Here is a 19233-nt window from a genome sequence, read left to right as displayed (position 1 = left end):
GTAGATCCTGCCCGTCGGCACCAGACTTTCGAAGTCCTGACGGGCCGGCCAGCGGGCTGACTCGCGCAGGTGGAGCCCCGGCACGGGGGGGACTTGGTGTTGGGGCTGGTGTCGGACCCGCCGCGCAAAGACTGCTGGAGCTCGCCAAGTGGGCCGGACAGGCGACTCCCGACGGCATGCAGCACCCCGATGCCCCCGTGAAGTGAATCCCACCGATCCGCCCGCGCCGCGAACGCAAAGCAGTCCACTCACTACTCGCGAGCGCTAAGCAGCAGCGCACGTAACCTCATTTGCCACCTCCGGTTGCCGGCTTGACGCGGTTTGCCAGCCAGTGGCTCATCGTGTCGAGGTACCCGGGAACGAGGGCGGCCGACTGTTCTGCCTGCAGACGATGGTCACCGCCCGGGAACACCTCCACGGACAGGGTGGCGTGGGGCGGGCGGGCCGAGTAGCAGGAGGCGGCGGCGAAGATGCGGATGCTGTCGGCGACCGGCACTGTTGTGTCCGCACCACCGAACAGCGCCAGATGCGGGCAGCGCAGCTGGAGCAGGTCCGGGACCGGGTCGTGATCCTGTTTCCGCTTCAGGAACGACCAGAGGTGTTCGTCCACTTCGCCCCAGTAGTAGTCCAGTCCCGGCGGCGCTCCCGCGTCGTCGACGAGCTGTTGAGCCGTAGAGAAGCCGACGTCGCGTCGGCCTGCTTGTGCCAGCTGGTCGTACAGGCTCAGGGTGTTGCGGATCTGAGGGTGCCCATCGCCGTGCAGGTCCGTCAGGTGGTTGGCGAGGGCGTAGCGTTCCTGCTCAGCAGGGCTCACACCCGGGCAACTGTTGGTGACCACCCACGGCAGGCCATCGCGCGCCGCGGAAGCACGCAGAGCGACCCAGCCTCCCTCGCTATGCCCCCAGAGCCCCGCCGCCCGTGGCTGAACCTCTGGTTGAGCACGGAGGAAACTGAGCGCGGCGGCTGCATCAGCCGCCAGATCGTCCAGGGTCGCTGTGCGCCAATCGCCGGATGACTGGCCGACACCGCGTTTGTCATAGGAGAGCACGGTGAATCCGGCCTCTAGAAAATGCTGCCTGATGGGTGGGAAGTACGTGCCGTTGTCCCTGTCTGTGGGCCCGGACCCGCCGATCATCACCACGCCAGTACCGGCCAAGTCGGTCTCATCTGGCACTCGCAGTGAACCGGCGAGTTTTACAACCCCGTTGACGAACGTGACGTCCCGCACTCTCACGCTTCTCATGAACTCAGTCTCACGGTTACGGACCGATGTGTTCCTTCATCTGGGGGGAGTGCGTCAGCCGGCCGTACTGGCTGCCGCCTGTCGCGCTCCGTCCAGGATCAGGCATCGGCCTCGTACGGGAGCAGAGCGAGCATCCCTTCCACGAGTACCACGACGGCGACCACCTCCCCGGCCGAACAACGGCCCACCCACACGGGGTACGTACCGTCTCCGGTCATCGCAAGGGCGACCAACTCGCCGCCGGAGGCCTGGTCCTGGGTGCGTAGTAGGTACCTGGAGACGCTAATGTGCTCGGCCGTGTCCGGATCTCCCTGGATGAGCCCGCTCTCGAAGAGGTCGAGGAGCGGCTCCGGGCCCCGTCGTCGGCGAAGCAACCGGTGGCACCGTCAGTGTCGAAAGCCGGTGATCTGGTGGTCGACGAACGACCGGGGGTCGTCGTCCGGTCTCCTGGCCATTTCCCAGGAAGCGGCGGGGGCCGCGCTGACGAGCAGGCGGACGGCCGTGGTGGCCGTACTTGTGACCTGGGTCGCTGTCCACTCAGAGTGGTAACTGTGGCGGGCCTGCGCCTCGTCGAGTACGTACTCCCCGGGTGGGGCGGGGAGCGTGATGTGCGGTCCGTCGCCATAGTCGATGCTGGGAGGCTTCGTGATCCCGTGGGCCTGGGCCGAGACCAACGGCCAGTTGTCGAACGCGGGCCGGATCATCCAGCATTCGTCCTCCGGAAGGACGGGAAAAGTGGCGTACGAACCCCCGAGCTCACCACGACGCTCCTCCGTCCGCCGACCCCTTCCATCAAGGAAGAAGTCCTTGGTAATCCTGGGGCACCCCTCACCGAATTCCGCCATCCTGGGGCGGTGTAGGCCGTGTTCATCGGCGTGGTGTTCGTACCGGATGTAGAGCCGTTTGGACTGGCGCAACCCGGCACAGGCGCACTCGGCCTCCCGGCACCCCTGGTCGAGACCGTCACCACGGTCGGTATGCAGACGCCGCGTCTTGCGACGGAAGCGTCCTCGCAGCCCCCGAGTGAGAGGGTTGGTGTCGAGCGGTGGCGGGGGCCGGGTGACGTCGTGCCGGTTTCCGCCGATGAGCGTGGCAACGAGAGGGATGAGTAACTCCTGACGTTGCTGGACGCCGCGCGCATCTGAGATCAGAGCAGTTTCAACTGGTACCGGGAACAACCGCCGTAAGCGCCGGATCCACCACCACCCAAAAGCAAGGGCACGTGGAGACAGAGGCAATTGCCGTCCAGCTGGTCGCACGTTGAGCCGGCTCGGCGAACTTCCTGACAGGCTGCTCTGTACGATCACTGAATATCGGGCGTTGGACCGTCCGTCGTGTGCCGAGATCAGCAAGTGGTGTCCTGCCCGGACGATTGAGGGAGTTGGCGAGTGGCCGCGTTGGACTTCTATGCACACGTCGCCATTGGCGGAGAGGTCCTGGGAGTTGGCCTCGGTGCCGACCCGGAAGCCTGGGAAGCCGCCTTGGGTGCGACATACCTTGATGTCCCCACAAGGGGGCTACTGCGGCGGGACTACGGGCTCGTGGAAATCAACTTCTCGCCTGAGCGGTCAGGGCGACAAGGACGGATGTCGTGCTTCGGCTTCGGCGTGAAGATCCAGCGACTGCTGTACGACCAGTCCCCGAGCACCGTGCCGCCCCCGCTCTCGCGGGAGTACGGGGAATTCCCGCCCAGAGTTCCTTTCACGGAACTGCGGACCACCATCCTGGCCCTGGGCCACACGATCGCACTCGACCAGAGCAACACGACGAATGACATGGACTGCTACCGCGTATCTGCTTCCGCTGCCCGTATCCACGTCGTCAGCGACCCTGACCCGTACGGGTCAGGCGCATCAGATCCAGACGGGCATCGGAGGGGCGACATCTGGTCCATCGGGGTGGAGTGACCAGCCAGCCGACGCGGCTCAGCCGAGGCAAACTAGCTCGCCGTATCAGCGGCGTCGGCCCCGCCTTGGCCGATCGCGTCCAACGCGCGGTGCAGGACTTTGTGGACTTGTCCGTGGGCCGAAATCGTGGTCACCAGGCCCTGCGCCCGGTAGTGGTTGACGACCGGCGCCGTCTCGTTGCGGTAGACCTCCAGTCGCTTACGAACGGTTGCCTCGCGGTCGTCTTCACGTTGGTACACCTCAGCGCCGCAGAGGTCGCAGACTCCTGCCACTTCAGGCGGGCCGTAGTCGACGCGAAAGATGTGCTCGCGGTCCTGACGGCACAAGCGTCGTCCAGCGATCCGTCTGATCACCTGGCCCTCGGGAATTTCCAGGTCGAGCACGGCGTCCAGCCCCAACTTGGAGTCGGCCAGGATGCCGTCCAGCACCTGCGCCTGGGCAACGTTGCGAGGGAAGCCGTCCAGCAGGAACCCGTGCTCGGTGTCCGGGCGGGCGAGGCGCTCTCCGATCACGCCGATCGTGACCTCGTGCGGTACGAGGGCGCCGGCGTTGATGTGCGTGTGGGCGTTCTGGCCGAGCTCCGTGCCCCGGCCAATGTGCTCGCTAAACAGGTCACCGGTGGAAACGTGCGGGATCGACAGATGTGCGGCAAGGTGCACCGCCTGGGTGCCCTTGCCGGCCCCGGGCGGCCCGATCAGGAGGATGCGCATCGATGTGAGAACCCGTCGTCGTGCGGCCCAGGATCGGTCCCGGATTCGCAGCCGTGCCTGAACGCTAGTGCCGTTCCACATGGGGGCGCGATCCGGCGTACCCCAAGACCGTAGCTCGGGATAACCCCCGGCGTGAGCCTCACCTTTCCCCGGCCGGCTCACCCAGCACGCCAGCAACTAGAGCTGCATCAGGCTACGTCCGCCTCCTCTGGAGTCTACTGACAGGCGGCCAGAGGGCCGCATCCGGCGGCTGTGCGAATGGACTCGCGTAGGGTGCGTGGGTGTTCAATCGACTTGAGATCAACGTGTCGCCACCAGGCCCCCGCTGGGCTGCCCAATTGTCTCTCCGGATCGACGGCGAGGAAGTGGTTGCGGCCACAGTCGGAGAGGGAGGCCGCGGTCCGTTTGCCGAGGAGGCATTGCCGGCCGATGGCCACGGCCCCCTCTGGGCGACCGAGCAGGGACGACGTGTAGTGCTGGGTGAGCCCGAGTGCACGGGCGGATGCTGTGGCTACCTGTCCGTGTTCGTGCAACGCCACGGCGGGATCGTGGAGTGGTCCGACTGGCAGGTGCCTGCCGATGAAGCGCGCCCTCCGGCCTTTCACTTCGACGCCGATCAGTACGACGGTGAACTGATCCGCGCGCTGTCTACGTTCACCTCGTGACTGTCTGCCGCGTGGGCGGTTTCCTGCGCGGCTTTCCAGGCCAGACTGATCGCGTGGCTGGACGTGTACAGGTTTGTGAGAGCCAGGACAACGAAGGCCGACGGCCGCTGCGGATTATCCGCCGGGGCACCGGGCCGGCGGTGATCTGGCGGCAGGCCCAGATGGTGCTGCTGTTCGCGCAGGGCATGCCGGTCGCGAGATTCCGGGACGGGATGGTGCAGCGCGGCGCGAGCCTGTCGCTGGCCCAGGACATGGCCGACATGGTCAACGGGTGCTTGACGCGGCCGTCCCATCCGGCGCTTGGGGAACCGGACGCGCACTTTGTGATCGCGTGATGTTGCCCCTCGAAATGATCAGAGTCGGCCGTCTCCTCCGGTGAGTACCGCGCTGTCATACCTCAGCCGTCGTCGAGACTGGCCACCGCCTGCGGTGAGGACGGGCGGGCCGTCGCGGCGTGACGACGAATGTGCGGGCGTCAGTCGTAGAAGAAGAGCTCAAGGTCCTCGATCGATCCCGGCCGGGTGATGAAGCCCTCGGCCTTCGCGATCTGGTCCTCCGGTGGCGGTTCGCCCTTCAGGAGCCGATGCATCCAGATTTCACCCTGCTCGCCGACCGCGTAGATGCCAGACAGCAACTCGGTCATGCCAGCAGGGTTTGACGGGATGCGTGCGGCGACGGGCTGGAGCACCCAACCGCCGGACCGGCCGCGAGCTGCAGCACCCCGGCCCAGTTCGGACTCCGCCCCTACCGATACCGCGTGGCCAGCGAAGGCACCGCCCTGCTCGCTCTCCACATGACCGTCATGACGGTGGGTTGCTGCCCTGCAGTATGTCGCCGGCCCGGAAGACGAGTTCGTCCGCACGCGTGTCGGTGAGGACGAGGCGAGCAGCGTGGGGCGGGTCTACTTCGGTGACGAAAAACTTGAAGGTAGCGCTGGATCTCTGTCAGGGTCAGGGTGATGGCCAGGCTCTGGCCGTTCGCGTGGTGAAAACGGGCTCCAAGTCGTGTTGTCGCCAGACAGCGCACAACGATGGCAAGCATGTCGGTACTGACACTTTCCACCTCGACGACCTGGACCTTGGGCAGTGACTCTCGGGACTAGCCCATGTCGCCATGGTCCCAGGGCGTGGTCAGCTACCTGAGCGGGCTGTCGACGAGGTACCCCGGCCCGGTGGAGCCTTCCTTCGGAACCGCGCGATCTACTGTCCGGAAGCTCGACGAGCGGCCGCACCTGTCCCGGCACCGAGGCGGGAATCACTCTCCCTCGACCGCGGGACCCTCACCACGATGATGTGGGTGCGGGCGCCTAGAACCACTCTGCGCGGTCCGGCTGCCCAGGCCCCTCGCGCCGGCGGACGGCACCCGCGAGGCTGCGGCAGGGGCTGCCCCCCTGCTTGCAGTGCTGCTGATGCAGGCATCGGCGGGGTTTCCGGCGGTGGGGAGACCGCCGTGCGTGATGTGCCCGCCGGTGTGGCAGAAACGTGCGTTCAGCCCAGTTCCAGCACGCCCACCGTTTGGTCTCCGCTGGTCTCTCCGGTGGGTTGGAAGCCGAGTGCCAGATAGAAACCCACTGGGCCGTCCGCTCCGGGATGCCAGGTGGTCGTCAGCCGCGTGCCTCCTCGGCGCCGGATCTCGTTGGCAACGGACTGCACTGCGAAGCGTCCGAAGCCCCGGCCCTGCTTTCCATCAGCGATGTTGAGACGCCAGAGTCCGGAACGGAAGTCAGTGCCCTTGCCGGTCCAGTCGATGTCGAAGAAGGCCATGAGGAACCCGACGACCTCGTCGTCGTCGCAGATGAGCCGGGGCCATGCGATGCCGGGATGGACGTATGCCTCAGCGAGTGACTTCACCACGGGTGCCACCAGGTGTTCCTGGTCGGCGCGGACCCTCAGGTCGATGGCGCGCTCGAAGTTGTCAGCAGTTATCTCTTGCAGGTGAAGCGAAGTTGGCATGTCGGCAGTTTATGTAGGTGCTGCAAGCGATTTCCGGAGTGTGTTGGCCATGATCAGCCGACGGACCGGTACTTCGTTGGCTCAGTCGTCGGCGCGTGCGCTCGCTAGGGTCCTCCCGGAGCTGTGCGATTGGTCAGCGGCGCGTGTGGCCGGGTGCGAGCAGGCTGGTCAGATCAGAGATCGTCTTGGCGGACGGCTGCGGTAGCGGTAGCGGCGGACGTTCTCCGGCTTCTTGCGCCGGGACTTCGCCATCAGCATCAGCAGGGAGGCACCCTGCTCCCCGTGGTGGGTGAGGCGGAATCACGGCAGCAATCTCGCAGGTTCCAGCCGGCCCCGGCCCCGGCCCACGCATCGCGGTGTGTTCGTCGAACAGGGCGCGGGCCCGGCCGTAGGAGATTCGAGCTGAGCCGGTGTCCGGGCACACGTCGCGCGGGCTGACGACCTTCCCCGGGTCGGGGCGGCGGTAGGTAACGAACACCGGACCGCGGGTGCGGCCGCGCAGGAGGCGGGGCAGTAGTCGGGCGGTGTCAGTGTCTCGTCACGGACAACGGGAGCGCTTCACGTACTGGATCAGTCGCACTGGCGGGCAGGGGCCTACGACAGCGTCGACATCGGGCGCAGGTCCACCCGGACCGCCAACGCCGGGGGCGAAGCCGTAAGACGAAGCCGTAAGACGAAGCGTTTAGTCGTTCGGGGAACAGGCCGAGCGCACGGGTGCGGTCTCGGCGCAGCGGTTCACGCACGCCAAGCCGGTGCTCAGGTACTCGTCGGCTCGGGGGAGTCAGCCGAGTCGGCGTCGATGCGGACGTCGTCGCCGCGAGAGGTTTTGCCGAGGAATGAGCAGTCGTACTCCATTACCAGGTGGCCGAGATCGTTCGTCCGCACCCGCGCTTGTGCGTAACCGTCGCGGTCCCGGTACTCGACTTTCAGGTCGTCATGGTCGGCCTTGCCCTTTGCCGTGCCAAGGGCCACCGTCTTCTGTTCGGGCTCGCCGTACATGGCTGTCAGCTCGTACACGACGTACCCGCTCCTGCTGTCCCACCCCCCTGTGAGCCGCAGGATGTCGTCGGAGAAGCTCAGGGGGCCGTCGAGGTCGTACCTTTCCCCGTGCTCGTTCTCGTACGCGTAGCCCATCGGTTGCTGCACCTTCCCTTCCGCGCCGGCGCGGGCCTGCTGCCTGTGCTGGACGCCATGATCACCGTTCCCTGAGTGCGGCCGTACATGCACGCGGCCGCGGCTTCGGTGTCGCGCGTCGGGGAGTGCTCCGGCCGCTCGTGTTGTGGGTGCGTCGCGTGGACGCGTCCCTGCGAGGTGGTGGTGGCTCCGTCACGTCAGGACGACGCACCCCTGCCGTTCCAGCTCGCTGAGGAGCGGTGGCGAGGGATCGACCTCGTTCCAACGCAGATCCAGCTTCTCCAGCGACGGCATCAGGGCGAGCCACTCGGGCAACCGGCCAAGGCGGTTGCTCCGCAGGTCGACGTGGCGCAGGCGCGGGAGGCCGGCCAGTGACTCCGGCACCTCGACCAGAGAGTTCTCGCGTAGGTCCAGGTGGCGCAGTTCGCGGAGGCCCGCTGCCGACGTCGGCAAGTGCTCGATCGCGTTGCCCCGGAGCCACAGCTCGCGCAGGTTGTGGAGCCGGCCGATGGCATCGGGCAAGGTGGTGAGCCGATTGTGCTGCGCCCTCAGCTCGACGAGGCCGCTCATCCCGCCGATCGTCTCCGGCAGGGTGGTGAGGGGGTTCTCACCGACATTGAGGTAGCGCAAGCGGGTCAGGTTTCCCAGAGAGTCCGGGAGCCGTGTCAGCTGGTTGTCGTGCAGGTAGAGGCAGCCGTTGAGCTCGGTCAGGGTGCTGAGTTCTTCGGGGACCGACGTCAGCGCGTTGTGGCCCAGGTCCAGGGTGTTCAGCTGGTGAAGCTGCCCGATGTCCGGAGGAATCGCCGTAAGTCCGTTGTCCGCGAGGATCAGCACGCGGAGTTCGGTCTGCCGCCAGACCGACTCGGGCACCTCTCCGAGCTCTTGACGCCACAGGTTCAGTGTGTGCCGCACGGCCTTCTCCTTTCATCGGTCCTCCTGGGCTTCGATTCTCGTCCCGGTTTCGGGGTCGGCAGGAAGTGACGACAGGAAGTGACGACAGGGTGAGCCGGGCCTTGGGTCGCGCGCCTCAGCCCTTGCTTTTACGAGGAGTTGTGCGGATTTCCGGCACAGTCGCGCAGTCCAGGCCCGTGGAATCCCGTGGAACGCGGCCGTCAGTATGCGCGGTAGCTCGTCGAGCGGGCCGCGCCCTCCGAACTGCCGGTCTGCCAACCACTGGCATGCCCGTGCTCTTCTCGGATCCGGAGGGGCGGGCCCGGTGTGGTGTGGCCAGCTAGGGCATCAGCTCGACGTGTGGGTGCTCCGGTGCTGCCGGACAGACGTAGAGCTGCTGTGCGTAGCCACTGCCGAATTGGACAGCGGTCGGTCGCTTCGGCGCGGGGTTGGTGCCGAGGCAGCCGGCACGGGCGTTTGCTGGGGACGCGACCGCGGTTGTTCACCCCAATTCAATGCCTTGGGCTCGGAGGCATCGATCGGGGGCTGTCCCTCCGGCGCAGTGCGGTCCAGGAGGGACCGGTCTGTTCCCGGTCTTCGCGACCCTCGTGCAGGCAGGCGCCACCGCGGCGAAGACGCAGCGCTGAGTGCGTCAGCGCAGGCGCGTTGCGGCCATCCCGCCGTCGATGTCGAGGGTGGCTCCGTGGACGAATGCGGCCTCGTCGCGTACGAGGAAGCGCACCGCGTACGCGATGTCGATGGGGCGTACCGGTGCACCCGCGGGCGTTCCCTTCGCCATTTCGGCCAGTGCGTCGGGGTTCTTGGAGGTACCGGGGGTGGCAGTCGCTCCCGGGGCCACGGTGTTCACCCGTACGCCGCGCGGCCCGTACTCGGCTGCCCACGCCCGCGTCAGCTGCTCCACGGCGGCCTTGGTCGCCGGGTACAGGGCCTTGAAGGGAACGCCGACCCGAGCCATCCACGAGCCGATGTTCACGATGGCGCCGGTGCCTCGCTCGGCCATGCGTGGCGCGAGAGTGGCCACGAGGACGTGCGGGGCACGGATGTTGGTGGCCCACAGCGCCTGCATCTCGTCATCGGTGACGGTCTCGGTCAGGAAGCCGGGGTACACGCCCGCGTTGTTGACGAGGATGTCGACGCGCCCGCCGAGTGCCTCCTCGGCCTGCTGCGCGAAGGCCCGGACGGCAGAGGGCTCGCCGCTGAGGTCCGCAGTGACTGCGTGCGCCTGCCCGCCGGCCTTGACGATCGCGTTCGCCACGCCCTGCGTACGAGCCTCGTCGCGTCCGCTGACGACAACCTCGGCGCCGGATGCGGCCAGGACACGGGCGATGGCTTCGCCCATGCCTCCCGACGACCCGGTGACCAGCGCGGTGCGTCCGGTGAGCGAGGTGTCGGAAGGAAGGGAGCTCAAGAGTTCTTCGTTCGTCTGCATGCTCCGATCCTTCCCTTTGATGACGCATTGCGTCTTGCTGCAAATGCTCGTTTTCTTGCCTGATCCCGTCTCGCGGCGCGAGCGGAGGCCAGCGCATTGCTTAGATGGCGTGATGGACGACGAGACTGCCGGAATGCTTGGTGGCGCCGTGGATGACGAAACTGCAGGTTTGCTCAGGTGGCGCCGTGGATGACGAAACTGCCGGATTGCTCAGGTGGCGCCATGGATGACGAGACCGCCCGCAGCCTCGACCGAGCGGCCGAGGTCGTCCTGCGGCGCGCCCCCAACCGGGAGCTGGCGCAGTCGCTCGGCCTTCGGCTCAGCCACGTCACAGCGCTGACGGAACTCGGTTACCAGCACTACCCCCCGTCCCTGTCCACCGTCCTGGCGGGCCGCAAGCGCACCATCGTCGGGGACGACGACCAGGTCTGGGGAGTGGACCGCTTCATCATCACCCCGGTCGACATTCCCGTCGTGTCCGGTGTGATCGAAACAGACCCCCGGCGCGGTTTCCTCGCGGCCCGGTGGCAGATCTCCCCGGCCCTGGTCAGGGAGGTCGCGGCTGCGATGCCGCGCAGCCGTCAGCCCGCGGGTGACATCCGCCGCCTCGGGACATGGACCCCTGCGTTGGCCGACGCCTTCGCAAGGATGGTCTCCTTGCTCGACGCACCCGAGGACATCCCCGTCCTTGCCCCGCTGATCTCACGCGAGATCGTCCTGCGCCTCCTGCAGACCCAGCAGGCTCCGCGCGTCCTGGCGGCGCTCGACGACGGTGACCCGGTCGTTCCGCACGCCGTGGCTGCGCTCACCGACCGCATGACCGAGCCGTGGTCGATGAGCACGCTCGCCGCCGAGATCGGCGCCAGCCAGCCGACGCTGTTCCGGCGCTTCAAGGAGGCGACGTCCATGACACCCATGCAGTACCTCAAGCGTCTGCGACTGGGCGAGGCCCGTCACCGCATGGTCGTCCTGGGCGAATCCGCCGCCCAGGCCGCCCTCAAGGTCGGATACCGGAGCGCCCCCCACTTCTCCCGTGACTACCGCCGGCTCTACGGAGCACCACCCGCCGCAGACAGCACGCGCCTGCGCGAACGGCTGCAGCAGGGAGAATTCGAGGGCGTACTCCGACCCGGGTTGTGAAGCGGCTGCACGCGCGGAGCGGACGCCGCCGCCGACACACCGAAGGTTTTCCGACACGCAGACGCCAGGCGGCAGTGGGGCCCGCTCCGCCTCGTGGCGGCCGGCGCGCAGCCGGGCGTCGGTGCAGGCGCGTAGCCGGCCGACGGCGCCGTCGACGTACTCGTGAGTCAGGGGTAAGGGGTAACCCGAACTCGACCGGGCCGGGCGCTCTCGTGAGGTGAGCTACTTTCCGTGCGGGTCAGTGCTGTTGAGGGCCTCGATCACGCGGTCGTAGTCACCACGAGCCTCGCCGTAGCGCAGGAACTTCACCTGCTCGACCTGGATCTCCTTCGCGTCGGGCCGGCTCTCGAGCAGGGAGATCACCTCGGTGATGAAATCATCGAGCGGCATCGCTGCCTCGTTCTCCTCGTGACCGGGCATGAGGGCCGTGCGGACGGCCGGCGGCTCCAGTTCCACCACCCTCACCGAGGTGTCGGCGAGCTGGAGCCGGATGGACTCGCTGAGCATGTGGATCGCGGCCTTCGAGGCGTTGTAGGTCGGTGTGAGCTTGAGCGGCGCGAACGCCAGCCCCGACGACACGGTCATGATCGTCGCGTCCGGCCGGCCCTGCAGGTGCTCGATGAACGACGCGATCAACCGGATCGGACCGAGCACGTTCGTGGTGATCGTTGTTTCGGCCGTGGAGAGGAACGACGCCGGGCTGTGCCAGTCCTCGGCGATCATCACGCCGGCCATCGGTACGAGGACATTGAGGTCCGGGTGGCGAACGAGCACCTGCTTCGCTGCGGCTTCGATGCTGGCCGTGTCGGCCGTGTCGATCTGGACGGTGTCGATACCGGGGTGATCGGCGGCGATCTGCTCCAGCAGTTCGGTGCGCCGACCACCGACGATGACCGTGTTCCCCCGCTCCTGCAGCGCGAGCGCCAGCGCCAGACCGATGCCGCTGGTGGAGCCGGGGATGAAGATGGTGTTTCCGGAGATGTTCATGCGTCCAATATCGACTGGTGCGGGGCGCAAGTGCAGAGACCACTTATCGGGGGATCGGCGATCCCTGGCTGAGGTACGTCGTTCGGCCGACACTGGAGGCATGGACCGACCAGCCCTCGCCGATTTCCTGCGCCGCCGCCGTGAGGCACTCCAGCCTGCGGATGTCGGCCTGCCGATGGGCGCCCGCCGCCGCGCCCCGGGCCTCCGACGTGAGGAGGTGGCCTCCCTGGCTGTCATGTCCACGGATTACTACACCCGGCTGGAGCAGCAGCGCGCGCCTCAGCCCAGCGAGCACATGCTGTCCTCGCTCGCGCGGGCCCTGCGGCTGACCGCCAGCGAACGTGACTACCTGTACCGCCTCGCCGGTCGCAACGCGCCGACCCTACTGTCGACCACGCCTCATGTGGCGCCCGCGCTGCAGCGCGTGCTCGACCGCCTGGTCGACACGCCGGCCCTGATCCTGAGCGATCTCGGCGAGACGCTGGTCCAGAACGACCTGGCCGCGGCCCTGTTCGGCGACGCGTCGCACCTGACCGGGCTCGCAAGAAGCGGGATCCACCGCTGGTTCACCGACCCCGGGGCCCGCACCATGTATCCGGAGGCGGACCGGGACCGGCAGAGCCGTAGCCAGGTCGCGAACTTGCGCGTCGCCTACGGGGTCCGAGGCCCCAAGTCCCGGGCAGGTGAGCTGGTACGGGCGCTGAGCAAGGTGAGCCAGGAGTTCGCCGAGCTGTGGGCCATGCACGAGGTCGCCCGCCGTTTCGAGGACCACAAGACGCTCGTACATCCGGAGGTAGGCGCCATCGAGGTGGACTGCCAAGCCCTTTTCACCGAGGACCAGTCGCAGGTCTTGCTGGTGCTCACCGCCGCACCGCGCAGCGAGAGTGCGGAGAAGCTGCGGCTGTTGTCCGTCCTGGGACAAGGCAGCTACAGCGCGTAACGCAAGCTCGACGCCGCCTGTGCGCCGAAGGCGACAGCGGCACCTGTAAAACGCACCCGGGCGCGGCCCGATCTGCGCCTGCCGGCCGCCGGACCGGCCTCGGTCCAGCTGGGCGGTCCCACCCTGAAGTGACGTGCCGCGCGAGGAGTGCCGGAGAGGCTCATGGGCCCTCGTCGTAACTGCGGGCGAGCTGTTCCACGGTGCTCAGCAGTTTTCGCAGCTGCTCCTGATCTTCGGCGGAGAGTTGGGCGCGCAGCCTCCGTTCGAGAGCGAGGACCCGGCGGTCGGCTCGGTCCAGGACGGTCTGCCCCTCGGCGGTCACGTGTGCCTCGCGCACATGGCGGTGGGTGGCGTGACGGGTCCGTGCGATCCAGCCCTCGCGCTCCAGCCGGGTCACGGTCTCGTTCATGGACTGGGAGCTGACGAAGCAGCGGCGGGCCAGCTCGGCGCTGGTGATGCCGGGGGACTCGGCCAGCATGATCAGCACGTTGTACTGCGTCATGGTGAGACCGGCCGCGCGTACGGCTGCGCCCTTCGCGACCTGGGTGGCGTGCTCGGCGGTTTTCACGGCGGTGAGCAGGCGCCGTCTGGGCGCGAAGTCGGGGTCCATGCGGCTGAGTATAGGTTCTTGATAGACATCAGGTAGCCTGATACTGAGCAGGATGCCTGTGACAACCACACGAGCAGGAGTCCGGGACACGTCACGACACGTCACGACACGTCACGGCCTTCCCGCCCGAGTACTGCAATCCCTTGCCCCTTCTGGAGATCGCTCATGGACACCCCCACCCCGACCCCCGCACCCTCCGCACCCCGCCCCGCAGACGTCGTCCAGCACTTCCTGAAGGCTTTCTGGGCGGGTGACCTCGACGCGGCTGCGAACCTGGTCGCCGACGACGCCGTATGGCATGTCGACGGCGCTCCCGGGGTCCCGCCGACGGGGCTGCGTCGCGGCCGGCGCCAGGTGCGGGAATGGATGGACGTCTTTCCCGCCGCGTTCGAGCCCCGCGGCGGGACCGTGCTCACCACGGTGGCGCAGGGCGCGGACGTCATCGTCTGCGGCCGCTTCCACTTCCTGGTGCGGCCGACGGGCAGGGTGCTCCGGGGCGACTACACGATGCGCTTCACTGTCCGGGACCGGCAGATCGCCCGCTACCAGATGTTCGAGGACTCCCTCGCCCTGGCCAGGGCGTTCGACGTGGCCTCCGACGATCGCAGCGGTCCGGACGCGCACCGGCTCCGGGTGAACGACACCGTCTACGGTTACGACGACCTCGGCGACGGGCCCACGGTGCTGTTCCTGCACGGCCTGTTCGGTGACCGGGCAATGTTTTCGCACCAGAGCGACGCCCTGCGCGCCCGGCACCGCTGCATCGTGCTGGACATGCCGGGACACGGCGCCTCGGTGGCGCCTGCGCGGGGCTGGACCCTGGACAGCATCGCCGACGATCTCGCCCTGATGGCCGAGGAGAAGGACTGGGGCCCGCTGACGCTCGTCGGCCACTCGCAGGGCGGCATGGTCGCCATGCTCCTCGCCGCCCGCCGGCCCGACCTGGTGGACAGGGTGGCCCTGGTCAACACCAGCGCACGCCCGGAGCCCCAGGAGCGGCTCGGGATGTGGCAGGAGCGCCGTGCCGTGCTCGGCGACGGCTCTCCCGAGCAGCGCGAGAAGCTGATGCGCGAGGTGCAGGAGAGCGTCACGGGTACCCGCTGGCGCACGGACGAGCCCGAAGCGGCTGCCGCCGAACTCCGATTGATGGCGGGCCAGGACCCGTACGCCATGCAACGCGCCCTGGATGCGGCAGTGTTGGAACGCCGCGACATGCGCCCGCTGCTGTCCGGCATCCAGGCCCGTACTCTCGTCCTGGCCGGTGCGGACGACAGGGCGACGCCGCCGGCCCTCTCGGATGAGATCTCCGGCCTGGTCCCCGGCTCGCAGCTCACCGTCCTGCCCGAGGTGGCCCACCACGCCACCGTCGAAGCGCCTGAACTGGTCACGCGCTGCCTGGAGCAGTTCCTCGCCGAGGGCGGCGGGGAGTAGGGGCGGCGAGGAGCGGTGGCGAGTATGCCTACTGCGCGGCCCCCGCCCGCCCTGTCTGTCCTGGGGCGGGGCCGGCCCTCCGGTACTCCCGCAGCGCTGGAGCGCACGTAGACCTTCGTACGGGCGGTAGGCACGGGGTTGGGTGGTCAGGAGCCGTAGGGCCTGTTCGTGAGGGCCTGCTGGAGGGGGAGCCGGGGCTGCGCGAGAAAATCGCCTCTGCTGCCTAGGCCTCGCCCGGGTGGTGTCGGCCGCTGGATTCGGCCCCGGAGCCGTTCTGAGCGCGAAAGGTGCGGCGATAGCTGTCCGGTGGGACGCCGACGGTCCGGTGGAAGTGTCGGCGCAGTGTGGTGGCGGTGCCCATGCCGGCGGCTGTGGCGATGGCGTCGACGGTGTCGTCGGTGGTCTCCAGCAACTCCTGGGCATGGCGGATGCGTTGGACATGGAGCCACTGGAGCGGGGTGGTGCCGGTGACCTGCTTGAAGTGGCGACCGAGGTGGCGTGAGCTCATACGTGCCTGGCGGGCCAGGTCCTCGACGGTGAGCGGCTCCCCCAGCCGTCCGAGCACCCAGGGGAAGAGGTCGGCGAGCGGGTGGTTGCCCGGGGTGGGCACGGGGGTCTCGATGAACTGGGCCTGGCCACCGTCCCGGTGCGGCGGTACGACCAGGCGGCGGGCGATCTTGTTGGCGTTGGACGAGCCGTGGTCGAGGCGGACGAGATGCAGGCAGAGGTCCATGGCGGCGGCCTTGCCGGCGGAGGTGAGTACGTCGCCGTTGTCGACATAGAGGACGTCCGGGTCCACCGTGACTTTCGGATGGCGTCTTGCGAGTTCCCGGGTGTGTGCCCAGTGTGTGGTGGCGCGCTTGCCGTCCAGCAGGCCGGCTGCGGCGAGTACGAAGGCGCCTGTGCACAGCGAGACCACGCGCGCACCACTCTCATGGGCGGCGCGTACTGCGTCGACGAGTTCGCCCGGAGGATCCTGGTCGGTGTCGGCCCAGGCCGGGACGATCACGGTGTCCGCGCTCGCGAGACGGTCGAGCCCGTGGTCGGGCTCCATGTGGAAGCGACCCACCCGCACGGCGCCCGGTCCGCAGACGGAGAACTGGTACCAGGGGTCCACGAGATGGGTCAGGTCCGATCCGAAGACCTCGACCGCCAGGGACAGTTCGAGATTCAGCATGCCGTCCGTGACGGCCAGCGCGACATGGTGCATGTCCGAAACTGTACGGGGTATGTCGTTTCAGACTCTCGGTGGGAATGCTCTTTCTCGACAGGATGTGCGTGTCAGGCCGCAACAGATCAACAGATCGCAGCGGTCATCCGAGTGCAGGGACATGCCATGAGGTCTGGTCAGAGGGTTGCTGTGTTCGGCGCGTACGGGCACACCGGGCGGTTCGTGGTGGCGGAACTGGTGGAGCGTGGGTTCGTCCCGGTGCTGTCAGGCCGGGACGCCGACAGGCTCAAGGCCCTGGCGTACGAAACCGGTCTCGACGCCCGCCCGGCGATGGTGGAGGACCCGGACTCGCTCGACGGCGCACTGGCCGGCACGGCCGCCGTGATCAACTGCGCGGGCCCCTTCGCCTCGACCACCGCCCCCGTGATCGAGGCGGCGCTGCGGGCCGGAATTCCGTATCTGGATGTGGCGGCCGAGCTTGAGGCCAACATCGACACCTTCGCCCACTTCGCCGATCGTGCCCGGGACGCCGGTGCGGTGATCGTCCCGGCGATGGCCTTCTTCGGCGGTCTGGGCGACCTGCTGGCAACCGCGGCGATGGGCGACTGGACCGAGGCCGACGAGGCACACATCGCGTACGCCCTGAGCAGCTGGCACCCCACCGCCGGGACCCGGCTCTCGGGCGCGGTCTCGCGGGAGCGGCGCGGCGAGCGGCGCATGCGCTACACGGGCGGCGGGTGGGAGTACCGCACCGACGCTCCGCCGGCCCTCGACTGGCGCTTCCCGGAACCGATCGGTCCCCGGGCGGTGATCGGGGAGTTCACGATGGCGGACGTGGTGACCGTACCCAGCCACCTGTCCGTCCCGGACGTGACCACCTACATGACGGTCGAAGCGGTCCGGGACATCGGGGCCCCCAACACCCCGACCCCGGTAGCGGCCGACGAGAGCGGAAGATCGGACCAGACTTTCCTCGTCGACGCGGTGGTACGCCTGGGCGGCACCGAACGCCGCGCCGTGGCCCGTGGGCAGGACATCTACGCCGTCACGGCACCCCTAGTCGTCGAAGCCCTCGCCCGGGTCCTCACCGGCCGCACCCGCACGGTCGGGGTCGCCGCCGCGGGCGAAATCTTCGACGCGACGGACTTCCTGCGCGCGTTGTTCCCGCACATCACGCTGGAACTTCTGCAGTAGTGGACTGTCTTCGGCCTTCGTGCCGGGCGGCACGTGGCGGTCTGGCCGGGGCGTGGTTGAGGCGGAGTCGGTGCCGGCGTGTCTTGCCGGTAGAGCTCCCGTTGCGGGAGACGGCTGCCCGCTGTTCGGCGTCGACCACGCGATCCCGTCGTCGAGGGCTGTCCGGTCGATGAACTTGAGGGCGGCGTGGCGCGACTTGAACGTCTGCGGGCCCCCCGCCCTGTAAACGGCAGACGCTGTTGCCGTCGTGGGCCCGCACCCGCGCCGGCCTCCCACCGGCTACGCCCCGTCCTGGCACAGCCGAGTTGGCGGGCACAGTGGCACACTTGGCGAACCGGGTATCGAACAGAGCTGACGGGCACCCCCTCCGCCACCGTGGCGGCCGGTGGGTGGCAAGTCCGGATGTCAGTGGCTGTCCCTAGGGTCAGCACATGAGAATTGAACTGGTCCAGGAATCGTGGGACCGCATCGACGCGTGGCTGCGCGAGCACGCGCCTCGCACCTTCGCCACCCTGAGGCCGCCCGCAGGGCTTGAGGAAATTGCGGCAGCGGAGGAGGAGCTGGGCGTCACCTTCCCTGCCGACCTGGTCGCGTCGCTGCTCCGGCACAACGGGGCCCGGGACGGGGCGGAAGCGTTCCAGTTCAGCACGCACGACCGGCTGCTCGGAACGAGCGAGATCGTCGAGGACACCCAGTGGATGCGCGGCATCGCCGAGGACCTGGACGAGGAGGAGGCTGAGTACTACTGGAGCGGCGGTTACCTGAAGATCGGTTCCTACGGGGTGACGGCTGACGGTCTCACCATCGACTGCCGCCCTGGCCAGGACTCCTGTGGTGCGATCGGTCGGTTCTTCGACGAGACCGGCACCGACTTCGGACATGCCGTCTCCCTGGGTAGGTACCTGGAGGAGCTGGCCGGCCTGCTGGAGAGCGGCCAGGACGGGGGAGCGGTCACGTTCAACGGCCGACTGTTCTGGGAGTGGGCCATGCCTCCCGGCCCGGACTGGGGAAGTGCCGGCGACCCTCTCCCCGGACCGGATGAGCAGTTGCCGGAGCTGGACCTGTCCTGCAGCCCTACCGATGTCCTCCATGTCGGAGCCCTGGACGGGCTTGAGGAGCTCGGGGCGCTGCTCGCGGTCCTGCCCCGTGAACAGATAGCCGAAGCGGCACGGAAGCAGCTGCGCAGAGTGGCCGTGGAAACGGGCCTGATCAAGTACCTGGAGATCGAAGCGTTCCTGGACGCGCTGGATCGGGGCGAATGCCTGCCGCAGCAGACACAGGCCGATCCGTTCGTACTGCGACTGCGCTCGGTGATCGTCCAGGCGGACACTCACCAGGACTCTCCTCGCCGGTGGGCCGCCGAGAGGATGGTGCACGGGGCCTGGGGCTCGCCCTACAGGTCCCTGTACGAGAGCGTGAGCCTCCGCGGCCGCCTCGCTGCCAACTGGCGTGCGGATCTGCACGCGGACCTGGGAAACCCGCCCCTGCCGCCGATACCTGACAATCGCTTCTGGGGGACCCTGCACAACCCTGCCATCGACTCCAGCTGGCACGCAGCGCAGTACGCCCGCGACCAGGGCTGACCGGTTCCGCGTGGCGCGTTTCATCTGGCGAGGCCCGCCAGATGAAACGCGCAGTCGCATCCGCGCGAGCGAACCCACTCTGCGCAGCGGGTTCGCTCCCGGCGGCGGTGACAATGACCGTATCCAGGCCAGGCAGTTGCGGTGAACTTCGGAACGAGCGTGCTGCGGGACTTCTCGATGAGCTTCGGGATGAAGCGGTCACCACCGCGCCGTAGGGGCGTCCAT

Annotated in this window: 19 protein-coding genes and 2 pseudogenes; 9 read left to right on the top strand and 12 right to left on the bottom strand. The window is 68.1% G+C overall.

What is annotated here, in order from left to right; all coding sequences use genetic code 11:
• Window positions 1–286 precede the first annotated feature (286 nt).
• Window positions 287–1228: an alpha/beta hydrolase family protein gene (locus tag ACIQM4_RS28720; protein ID WP_401597389.1), complete on the bottom strand. Its 942-nt coding sequence runs from the start codon at window positions 1226–1228 to the stop codon at window positions 287–289.
• 41 nt (window positions 1229–1269) lie between these two features.
• Here ACIQM4_RS28720 and ACIQM4_RS28715 point away from each other — a divergent pair, with 41 nt between their 5' ends.
• The gene (locus tag ACIQM4_RS28715) at window positions 1270–1509 is read left to right on the top strand and encodes a hypothetical protein (protein WP_401597387.1); all 240 of its coding nucleotides are present in this window, start codon (window positions 1270–1272) and stop codon (window positions 1507–1509) included.
• Window positions 1510–1629: 120 nt separating this feature from the next.
• On the opposite strand, the gene ACIQM4_RS28710 is transcribed toward ACIQM4_RS28715, so the two are convergent.
• Entirely contained in the window at window positions 1630–1947 is a 318-nt protein-coding gene (locus tag ACIQM4_RS28710; protein ID WP_401597384.1) for a hypothetical protein, read from the bottom strand.
• 882 nt (window positions 1948–2829) lie between these two features.
• Between ACIQM4_RS28710 and ACIQM4_RS28705 the strand changes: the two genes are divergently transcribed.
• The gene (locus ACIQM4_RS28705; protein WP_401597381.1) at window positions 2830–3150 is read left to right on the top strand and encodes a hypothetical protein; all 321 of its coding nucleotides are present in this window, start codon (window positions 2830–2832) and stop codon (window positions 3148–3150) included.
• A gap of 32 nt (window positions 3151–3182) precedes the next feature.
• Here the strand turns inward: ACIQM4_RS28705 and ACIQM4_RS28700 are convergent, their stop codons facing one another.
• The gene (locus ACIQM4_RS28700) at window positions 3183–3860 is read right to left on the bottom strand and encodes an adenylate kinase (RefSeq protein WP_401597378.1); all 678 of its coding nucleotides are present in this window, start codon (window positions 3858–3860) and stop codon (window positions 3183–3185) included.
• Between the two features lie 281 nt (window positions 3861–4141).
• Here ACIQM4_RS28700 and ACIQM4_RS28695 point away from each other — a divergent pair, with 281 nt between their 5' ends.
• The gene (locus ACIQM4_RS28695) at window positions 4142–4525 is read left to right on the top strand and encodes a hypothetical protein (protein WP_401597376.1); all 384 of its coding nucleotides are present in this window, start codon (window positions 4142–4144) and stop codon (window positions 4523–4525) included.
• A 53-nt stretch (window positions 4526–4578) separates the two neighbouring features.
• Window positions 4579–4734, top strand: a pseudogene (locus ACIQM4_RS28690) (IS630 family transposase); the annotation flags it as partial.
• Between the two features lie 266 nt (window positions 4735–5000).
• Here ACIQM4_RS28690 and ACIQM4_RS28685 read toward each other — a convergent pair.
• The 6 genes and pseudogenes from ACIQM4_RS28685 to ACIQM4_RS28660 form a co-directional block, all read right to left on the bottom strand.
• On the bottom strand, window positions 5001–5168 hold the full coding sequence (locus ACIQM4_RS28685) for a hypothetical protein (protein WP_401597373.1): 168 nt from the start codon (window positions 5166–5168) through the stop codon (window positions 5001–5003).
• An 844-nt stretch (window positions 5169–6012) separates the two neighbouring features.
• Entirely contained in the window at window positions 6013–6477 is a 465-nt protein-coding gene (locus tag ACIQM4_RS28680; protein ID WP_401597370.1) for a GNAT family N-acetyltransferase, read from the bottom strand.
• Window positions 6478–6610: 133 nt separating this feature from the next.
• A pseudogene (locus ACIQM4_RS28675) lies at window positions 6611–7012 on the bottom strand (site-specific integrase); the annotation flags it as partial.
• Between the two features lie 221 nt (window positions 7013–7233).
• On the bottom strand, window positions 7234–7611 hold the full coding sequence (locus tag ACIQM4_RS28670; RefSeq protein WP_401597367.1) for a hypothetical protein: 378 nt from the start codon (window positions 7609–7611) through the stop codon (window positions 7234–7236).
• A 192-nt stretch (window positions 7612–7803) separates the two neighbouring features.
• Window positions 7804–8523, bottom strand: coding sequence for a leucine-rich repeat domain-containing protein (locus ACIQM4_RS28665; RefSeq protein WP_401597364.1), 720 nt, complete (start codon window positions 8521–8523; stop codon window positions 7804–7806).
• A gap of 631 nt (window positions 8524–9154) precedes the next feature.
• Entirely contained in the window at window positions 9155–9952 is a 798-nt protein-coding gene (locus ACIQM4_RS28660; RefSeq protein ID WP_401597362.1) for an SDR family NAD(P)-dependent oxidoreductase, read from the bottom strand.
• 222 nt (window positions 9953–10174) lie between these two features.
• On the opposite strand from ACIQM4_RS28660, the gene ACIQM4_RS28655 reads away from it, so the two are divergent.
• Window positions 10175–11092, top strand: a complete 918-nt coding sequence (locus tag ACIQM4_RS28655; protein ID WP_401597359.1) for an AraC family transcriptional regulator N-terminal domain-containing protein — start codon at window positions 10175–10177, stop codon at window positions 11090–11092.
• Window positions 11093–11314: 222 nt separating this feature from the next.
• Here ACIQM4_RS28655 and ACIQM4_RS28650 read toward each other — a convergent pair whose 3' ends face one another.
• A complete protein-coding gene (locus tag ACIQM4_RS28650; protein ID WP_401597357.1) occupies window positions 11315–12079 on the bottom strand; it encodes an SDR family oxidoreductase in 765 nt (254 codons plus the stop codon).
• Window positions 12080–12179: 100 nt separating this feature from the next.
• Between ACIQM4_RS28650 and ACIQM4_RS28645 the strand changes: the two genes are divergently transcribed.
• On the top strand, window positions 12180–13019 hold the full coding sequence (locus tag ACIQM4_RS28645; protein ID WP_401597354.1) for a helix-turn-helix transcriptional regulator: 840 nt from the start codon (window positions 12180–12182) through the stop codon (window positions 13017–13019).
• A gap of 160 nt (window positions 13020–13179) precedes the next feature.
• On the opposite strand, the gene ACIQM4_RS28640 is transcribed toward ACIQM4_RS28645, so the two are convergent.
• Complete coding sequence (locus tag ACIQM4_RS28640) at window positions 13180–13629, bottom strand: MarR family winged helix-turn-helix transcriptional regulator (RefSeq protein WP_401597351.1); 450 nt, start codon at window positions 13627–13629, stop codon at window positions 13180–13182.
• A 165-nt stretch (window positions 13630–13794) separates the two neighbouring features.
• Here ACIQM4_RS28640 and ACIQM4_RS28635 point away from each other — a divergent pair, with 165 nt between their 5' ends.
• Window positions 13795–15060, top strand: a complete 1266-nt coding sequence (locus tag ACIQM4_RS28635; RefSeq protein ID WP_401597348.1) for an alpha/beta fold hydrolase — start codon at window positions 13795–13797, stop codon at window positions 15058–15060.
• A 223-nt stretch (window positions 15061–15283) separates the two neighbouring features.
• Here ACIQM4_RS28635 and ACIQM4_RS28630 read toward each other — a convergent pair whose 3' ends face one another.
• Window positions 15284–16270 carry a helix-turn-helix domain-containing protein gene (locus ACIQM4_RS28630; RefSeq protein WP_401597345.1) on the bottom strand — a complete coding sequence of 329 codons (987 nt, stop codon included), beginning with the start codon at window positions 16268–16270 and terminating at the stop codon, window positions 15284–15286.
• A gap of 126 nt (window positions 16271–16396) precedes the next feature.
• On the opposite strand from ACIQM4_RS28630, the gene ACIQM4_RS28625 reads away from it, so the two are divergent.
• Together ACIQM4_RS28625 and ACIQM4_RS28620 are read left to right on the top strand one after the other, a co-directional pair.
• Window positions 16397–17425 (top strand): saccharopine dehydrogenase family protein, encoded by a 1029-nt coding sequence (locus ACIQM4_RS28625; RefSeq protein ID WP_401597342.1) that lies wholly within the window; start codon window positions 16397–16399, stop codon window positions 17423–17425.
• Window positions 17426–17856: 431 nt separating this feature from the next.
• Window positions 17857–19008 carry an SMI1/KNR4 family protein gene (locus ACIQM4_RS28620; RefSeq protein ID WP_401597340.1) on the top strand — a complete coding sequence of 384 codons (1152 nt, stop codon included), beginning with the start codon at window positions 17857–17859 and terminating at the stop codon, window positions 19006–19008.
• Window positions 19009–19233 lie beyond the last annotated feature (225 nt).

The organism is Streptomyces sp. NPDC091272 (genome assembly GCF_044757485.1).
Lineage (GTDB): Bacteria > Actinomycetota > Actinomycetes > Streptomycetales > Streptomycetaceae > Streptomyces.
Note: the sequence above shows the minus strand (reverse complement) of the source record. Positions and strands in the feature narration are given on the sequence as shown.